Here is a 6,990-nt window from a genome sequence, read left to right as displayed (position 1 = left end):
ATTCCGTCTCGCGCCATTTATATATTTTGGAAGGGTAGCGAAGAGGCTAAACGCGGCGGACTGTAAATCCGCTCCTTCGGGTTCGGGGGTTCGAATCCCTCCCCTTCCATTTTACGGGCATAGTTTAAAGGTAGAACTAAGGTCTCCAAAACCTTCAGTGTGGGTTCAATTCCTACTGCCCGTGTTAATAAAATTATGGCGGGTGTGGTGAAGTGGTTAACACACCAGATTGTGGCTCTGGCATGCGTGGGTTCGATCCCCATCACTCGCCTATTTTATATTATTGGGGTATAGCCAAGCGGTAAGGCAAGGGACTTTGACTCCCTCATGCGTTGGTTCGAATCCAGCTACCCCAGTTACTATTTGCCGGCGTGGCGGAATTGGCAGACGCGCTGGACTCAAAATCCAGTGTCCGCAAGGACGTGCCGGTTCGACCCCGGCCGCCGGTATAGTATAGCGATAAGGAACGTTGTAAGTCTTCGTTCCTTTTTTATATTATTTTTGCTATAATAATACTTATCCAAATTTTATTTAGATTATGAAAGTGTAGGGAAGTATGTCTCGTTCTATCGATTTATTAAAACATCGGTATTTGAAAAATATTAAAGAAAATCCTGAATTGTTTGTCGGGATTGAGCTGGAATATCCTGTTGTAAACTTGGAAGGGGATGCTACAGATGTTGAAGTTATCAAGTACTTATTCCGATATTTAGTTTCTTCTTTTGATTTTACTGTCGAAAAGGTAGATGATTTTGGCAATCTGATCCAGTTAGTAGATCCGATAAGTCAGGATGCTATTTTATTTGAAGTTTCCTATACAACGATTGAGTTTGCATTTGGTAAGGCTGAAACAATTCAAGATGTCGAAAATCGTTTTAATAATTATATGGATGTAATTCAGAGAAAGTTAGCTGAATCCAATCATGCTATCGTTGGCTGTGGAATTCATCCTAACTGGGATAAAAATGAGAATTATCCAGTGGCTTATCCACGCTATCAAATGTTGATGGATTATTTGAATTTGAGTAGAAATATTACTAAATCAGATTTACATTATTTCCCTGAATATGGTGCTTTTATCTGTGGGAGTCAGGTTCAGCTGGATATTTCAAAATCCAACTACTTACGGGTGATTAATGCTTTTACCCAAATTGAAACAGTTAAGGCTTATTTATTTGCCAATTCTAAGTTTACAGGTGCGGATTGGGATACAAAAATTTCAAGGGACATCTTCTGGGAAGAATCGATGCAGGGCATCTATCCAGAGAATGTTGGGGTTAATACTAGACTTTTTGATGATGAAGATGATTTTTTTGACTATCTCGATCATTCTGCGATTTTTACTGCGGAACGTGATGGACAAACCTATTATTTTTATCCCATTCAGGCTAGGGACTATTTGGCTACATCTGAAATCCAAGCATATGCTTTTAATGGGGATGAGATTCTTATTTACCCTCAAGAGAAGGATTTTGAAACTCATCGTAGTTACCAGTACCAAGACTTAACGACTCGAGGAACAGTTGAGTTTCGTAGTGTGTGTACTCAGCCTCTAGATAAAACCTTCGCTTCTGCTGCCTTTCACTTGGGATTATTAGTTAATTTAGATAAGTTAGAAGCTTACTTAGAAACAGCACCTTTCTTTAAAGAATTTGGGCGAAATTATAAATTTTTAAGACGACAATTTTCTAAGAAAAAGCTTACAGATCAGGAAGAAACTGCGATTATTGGATTTTCCAAAGACTTACTCCTGCTAGCCGAGGAAGGACTGAAGATGAGAAATAAGAAAGAAATGACCTACCTACAGCCTTTGAAAGAAGAATTGAGCCTATAATTTCTCTTACTAAAGGGAGAATTTTCTGAAAAATCATGATATAATGGAAGAGACTATAGATAAAGGATAGAGAGTAATGACATTAGTTTATCAATCAACGCGTGATGCCAACAATACAGTAACTGCTAGCCAAGCTATTTTGCAAGGTTTGGCGACGGACGGCGGTTTGTTTACACCGGTTACTTATCCAAAGGTAGATTTGGACTTTGACAAATTGAAAGCTGCTTCTTATCAGGAAGTTGCTAAGATTGTTTTGTCAGCATTTTTAGATGACTTTACAGCTGAAGAGTTGGACTACTGTATCAACAATGCCTACGATAGTAAATTTGATACTCCAGCTATAGCGCCTTTGGTGAAATTAGACGGTCAATACAATTTGGAACTGTTCCATGGTTCAACGATTGCCTTTAAGGATATGGCCTTGTCTATTTTGCCATACTTTATGACAACAGCTGCTAAGAAGCATGGTTTGGTGAACAAGATTGTCATCTTAACAGCGACATCTGGTGATACTGGAAAAGCTGCTATGGCAGGGTTTGCGGATGTTCCTGGTACTGAGATCATCGTCTTTTATCCAAAGGATGGTGTCAGCAAGGTTCAAGAGTTGCAAATGACCACTCAGACTGGCGACAATACTCATGTTATCGCTACTGATGGTAACTTTGATGATGCCCAAACAAATGTGAAGCATATGTTTAACGATGTGGCTCTTCGTGAAAGATTAGCGGCCAACAAGTTGCAATTTTCATCTGCAAACTCTATGAATATTGGTCGTTTGGTACCACAAATTGTTTATTATGTTTATGCCTACGCTCAGTTGGTCAAGACTGGTGAGATTGTGGCTGGTGATAAGGTCAACTTCACAGTACCAACAGGAAACTTTGGAAATATCCTGGCTGCCTTTTATGCCAAACAAATCGGTCTCCCAGTTGGTAAATTGATCTGTGCTTCAAATGACAATAATGTTTTAACTGACTTTTTCAAAACACGTGTTTACGATAAGAAACGTGAGTTTAAGGTAACAACTAGCCCATCTATGGATATCTTGGTATCTTCAAACTTGGAGCGACTCATTTTCCACCTTTTGGGTAATAATGCGGTTAAGACAGCTGAACTCATGAATGCCTTGAACAAACAAGGACAATATGAGTTGACAGACTTTGATGCAGAGATTCTTAACCTCTTTGCAGCTGAATATGCGACTGAGGAAGAAACGGCAGCAGAAATCAAGCGCGTTTATGAGTCAGATTCTTATATCGAGGATCCACATACGGCGGTTGCCTCGGCAGTTTATAAGAAATACCAAGCGGCTACTGGCGATGTGACTAAGACAGTGATTGCTTCAACAGCGAGTCCATACAAGTTCCCAGTGGTTGCAGTAGAAGCTGTAACTGGAAAATCAGGGCTTGGCGACTTTGAAGCCTTGGCTCAATTACATGATATTTCAGGAGTGGCAGTGCCGCCAGCAGTTGACGGGCTTGAAACAGCTCCTGTTCGTCATAAGACAACTGTTGCAGCAACAGACATGCAAGCAGCGGTTGAGGCTTATCTAGGACTTTAAGACAGAGGGAGTAAACTCGGTTGGGAAACCAACTGAGTTTCTTTTCATCAGGAGGACGGATTGTTTAAGAAAAATAAAGACATTCTTAATATTGCCTTGCCAGCTATGGGCGAAAACTTTTTGCAGATGCTCATGGGGATGGTGGATAGTTACTTGGTAGCCCACTTGGGCTTGATAGCTATTTCGGGTGTATCAGTAGCTGGCAATATTATCACGATTTACCAGGCGATTTTCATCGCTCTGGGGGCAGCTATTTCCAGTGTTATTTCAAAGAGTTTAGGGGAGAAGAATCAGTCTAAGCTAGCCTACCATGTGACTGAGGCGTTGAAGATTACCTTACTATTAAGTTTCCTTTTAGGATTTTTGTCCATTTTCGCTGGGCAAGAGATGTTAGGACTTTTGGGAACTGAACAGACTGTGGCCGAAAGTGGAGGACTCTATCTATCTTTGGTAGGTGGTTCGATTGTTCTCTTAGGTTTGATGACGAGTCTGGGAGCCTTGATTCGTGCAACGCATAATCCACGTCTGCCCCTCTATGTGAGTCTTTTATCCAATGCTTTGAATATTCTTTTTTCAAGTCTAGCTATTTTTGTTCTGGATATGGGGATAGCTGGTGTTGCTTGGGGGACTATTCTGTCTCGTTTGGTTGGTCTTGTGATTTTGTGGTCACAATTAAAACTGCCTTATGCGAAGCCAACTTTTGGTTTAGATAAGGAACTGTTGACCTTGGCTTTACCAGCAGCTGGAGAACGTCTCATGATGCGGGCTGGAGATGTCGTGATCATTGCCTTGGTTGTTTCTTTTGGGACGGAGGCAGTGGCTGGAAATGCAATCGGAGAAGTTTTGACCCAGTTTAACTATATGCCTGTCTTTGGCGTAGCTACGGCAACGGTCATGCTGGTGGCCCGAGCAGTTGGAGAGAATAATTGGAAAAGAGTCGCTAGTTTGAGCAAACAAACCTTTTGGCTTTCTCTGATTCTCATGTTGCCTTTGACCTTTAGTATCTATGCCTTGGGTGTACCATTAACTCATCTCTATACGACTGATCCTCTAGCGGTGGAGGCCAGTGTTCTAGTAACACTTTTTTCACTACTTGGAACCCCTATGACGACAGGAACAGTCATCTATACGGCAGTCTGGCAGGGTTTGGGCAATGCTCGGCTTCCCTTTTATGCGACAAGTATAGGAATGTGGTGTATCCGCATTGGAACAGGATATCTGATGGGAATTGTGCTTGGTTGGGGCTTGCCCGGTATTTGGGCCGGAACTCTTTTGGATAATGGTTTTCGTTGGTTATTTCTACGTTACCGTTACCAGCGTTATATGAGCTTGAAAGGATAGGAAATGCAAAAAACAGCTTTTATTTGGGATTTAGACGGGACTTTATTGGACTCTTACGAAGCGATTTTGTCAGGGATTGAGGAGACTTTTGCTCAGTTTGCTATTCCTTATGATAAGGAGAAGGTGAGAGAGTTTATCCTCAAGTATTCGGTGCAAGATTTGCTTGTGCAGGTAGCAGAAGAGCGAAAGCTAGATGCGGAAGTGCTAAATCAGGTGCGTACCCAGAGTTTGGCTGAAAAGAATACCCAGGTAGTCTTAATGCCAGGTGCGCGTGAAGTGTTGGCTTGGGCAGACCAAGTAGGGATTCGGAACTTTGTTTACACTCATAAGAGAGACAATGCTTTTACTATTCTAAGAGATCTGGGGCTGGAATCCTATTTTACAGAGATTCTAACCAGTCAGAATGGCTTTGCGCGCAAGCCAAGTCCAGAAGCAGCTACCTATCTGATAGACAAGTATCAGTTGAATCTTGATAATACTTATTATATAGGAGATCGAACTTTGGATGTGGAATTTGCCCAGAATAGTAGGATTCAAAGTATCAATTTTTTAGAGTCGACTTATGAAGGCAATCACAGGATTCAAGCCTTAGCAGATATTTCCCGTATTTTTGAGGCTGAGCGATAAAAAGATTGTGTCAGTTTTGTGACAGAGACCTAACAAACTATTTCAAGTAACCGAGTTTGTTACAAGGAATAGACAGTTCTGTTAAATAGGCCCGAGAGGGCTTTTTTTCTGCATTTTTTGTGTTATCATAGTCAGGTACTCATTTGAAAGGAATTTGAAAGAATGAAGAAAAGAATATTATTAGCCTCAACAGTAGCCTTGTCATTTGCTCCAGTATTGGCAACTCAAGCAGAAGAAGTTCTTTGGACTGCACGTAGTGTTGAGCAAATCCAAAATGATTTGACTAAAACGGACAACAAAACAAGTTATACAGTACAGTATGGTGATACCTTGAGCACAATTGCAGAAGCCTTGGGTGTAGATGTCACAGTTCTTGCGAATTTGAATAAAATCACTAATATGGACTTGATTTTCCCAGAAACTGTTTTGACAACGACTGTCAATGAAGTAGAAGAAGTAACGGAAGTTGAAATCCAAACACCCCAAGCAGACTCTAATGAAGAAGTGACAACTGCGACAGCAGATTTGACAACCAATCAAGTGACTGTAGATGATCAAACTGTTCAAGTTGCAGATCTTTCTCAACCAATTGCAGAAGCGCCAAAAGAAGTCTCATCAAATTCAGAAGTTACAGAGACAGTGACTGCTACAGAAGAAGTGACACCATCTACAGGAACTTCTGTCCCAGAGGAGCAAACAGCCGAAACAAGTAGTGCAGTTGCAGAAGCAGCTCCTCAGGCAATGACTCCAGCTGAGAAAGATGAAACTCAAGCAAGCACTCAAGCTGAATCAGCAGTAGAAGCAACTACAACACCAGTAGAAGAAAAAGCTCCTGAAACAACTGCAACAAGTTCAGAAGCAAAAGAAGTAGCATCATCAAATGGAGCTACACCAACAGTTTCTACTTATCAACCAGAAGAGACGAAGATAGTTTCAACAACTTACACAGCTCCAGCTGCGCCTGATTATGCTGGACTTGCAGTAGCGAAATCTGAAAATGCAGGCCTTCAACCACAAACGGCTGTCTTTAAAGAAGAAATTGCCAACTTGTTTGGCATCACATTCTTTAGTGGTTACCGTCCAGGAGACAGTGGAGATCACGGAAAAGGTTTGGCTATTGACTTTATTGTACCAGAAAGCTCAGAACTAGGGGATAAGATTGCGGAATACGCTATTCAAAATATGGCCAGCCGCGGCATTAGTTACATCATCTGGAAACAACGTTTCTATGCTCCATTCGATAGCAAATATGGGCCAGCTAACACTTGGAATCCAATGCCAGACCGCGGTAGTGTGACAGAAAACCACTATGACCATGTTCACGTTTCAATGAATGGATAAACCAGACTTGGTAATATCATTTTGACGAATGAGATCTAGCTTTCGTGATAGGAAGTAGGTCTTGTTCGTTTTTTATTTGTCATACTCTTCGAAAATCTCTTCAAACCACGTCAGTTTTATCTGAAACCTCAAAGCTGTGCTTTGAGCAACCTGCGACTAGCTTTCTAGTTTACTCTTTGATTTTCATTGAGTATCAATTTGAATGGAAGATGGGAAGTTTCTGTCTTGTAATGATTCAAGCAACATTCTTGCAATCTATTTTACTTTATACTCAATTGTTTTCAAA

Annotated in this window: 5 protein-coding genes and 5 tRNA genes; all 10 read left to right on the top strand. The window is 41.1% G+C overall.

Annotated features, from left to right (window positions below; translation table 11 throughout):
* The first annotated feature begins 28 nt into the window (after positions 1–28).
* Positions 29–109 (top strand) — tRNA-Tyr (locus HT703_RS08970).
* A 4-nt stretch (positions 110–113) separates the two neighbouring features.
* Positions 114–184 (top strand) — tRNA-Trp (locus HT703_RS08965).
* 14 nt (positions 185–198) lie between these two features.
* Positions 199–271: transfer RNA gene (locus tag HT703_RS08960), tRNA-His, on the top strand.
* Between the two features lie 13 nt (positions 272–284).
* Positions 285–356 (top strand) — tRNA-Gln (locus HT703_RS08955).
* Positions 357–365: 9 nt separating this feature from the next.
* Positions 366–449, top strand: a tRNA-Leu gene (locus HT703_RS08950).
* 107 nt (positions 450–556) lie between these two features.
* Complete coding sequence (locus HT703_RS08945; protein ID WP_172930040.1) at positions 557–1,834, top strand: gamma-glutamylcysteine synthetase; 1,278 nt, start codon at positions 557–559, stop codon at positions 1,832–1,834.
* 76 nt (positions 1,835–1,910) lie between these two features.
* Entirely contained in the window at positions 1,911–3,395 is a 1,485-nt protein-coding gene (thrC, locus tag HT703_RS08940; RefSeq protein WP_172930039.1) for a threonine synthase, read from the top strand.
* A gap of 60 nt (positions 3,396–3,455) precedes the next feature.
* Positions 3,456–4,736 carry an MATE family efflux transporter gene (locus tag HT703_RS08935; protein WP_000473974.1) on the top strand — a complete coding sequence of 427 codons (1,281 nt, stop codon included), beginning with the start codon at positions 3,456–3,458 and terminating at the stop codon, positions 4,734–4,736.
* Positions 4,737–4,739: 3 nt separating this feature from the next.
* Positions 4,740–5,363 carry an HAD family hydrolase gene (locus HT703_RS08930; protein ID WP_001172818.1) on the top strand — a complete coding sequence of 208 codons (624 nt, stop codon included), beginning with the start codon at positions 4,740–4,742 and terminating at the stop codon, positions 5,361–5,363.
* Between the two features lie 162 nt (positions 5,364–5,525).
* Positions 5,526–6,704 (top strand): LysM domain-containing protein, encoded by a 1,179-nt coding sequence (locus HT703_RS08925; RefSeq protein ID WP_000746062.1) that lies wholly within the window; start codon positions 5,526–5,528, stop codon positions 6,702–6,704.
* The last annotated feature ends 286 nt before the right edge of the window (positions 6,705–6,990 follow it).

This window comes from Streptococcus sp. 3874 (genome assembly GCF_013276425.1).
Classification (GTDB): domain Bacteria; phylum Bacillota; class Bacilli; order Lactobacillales; family Streptococcaceae; genus Streptococcus; species Streptococcus pseudopneumoniae.
The sequence above is the reverse complement of the archived record's forward strand: the minus strand, read 5'-3'. Positions and strand labels throughout refer to the sequence as shown.

Coding starts and splice junctions, on each gene's coding strand:
- HT703_RS08945 (WP_172930040.1), top strand. CDS start 557: ATGTCTCGTTCTATCGATTTATTAAAACATCGGTATTTGAAAAATATT.
- thrC (WP_172930039.1), top strand. CDS start 1,911: ATGACATTAGTTTATCAATCAACGCGTGATGCCAACAATACAGTAACT.
- HT703_RS08930 (WP_001172818.1), top strand. CDS start 4,740: ATGCAAAAAACAGCTTTTATTTGGGATTTAGACGGGACTTTATTGGAC.
- HT703_RS08925 (WP_000746062.1), top strand. CDS start 5,526: ATGAAGAAAAGAATATTATTAGCCTCAACAGTAGCCTTGTCATTTGCT.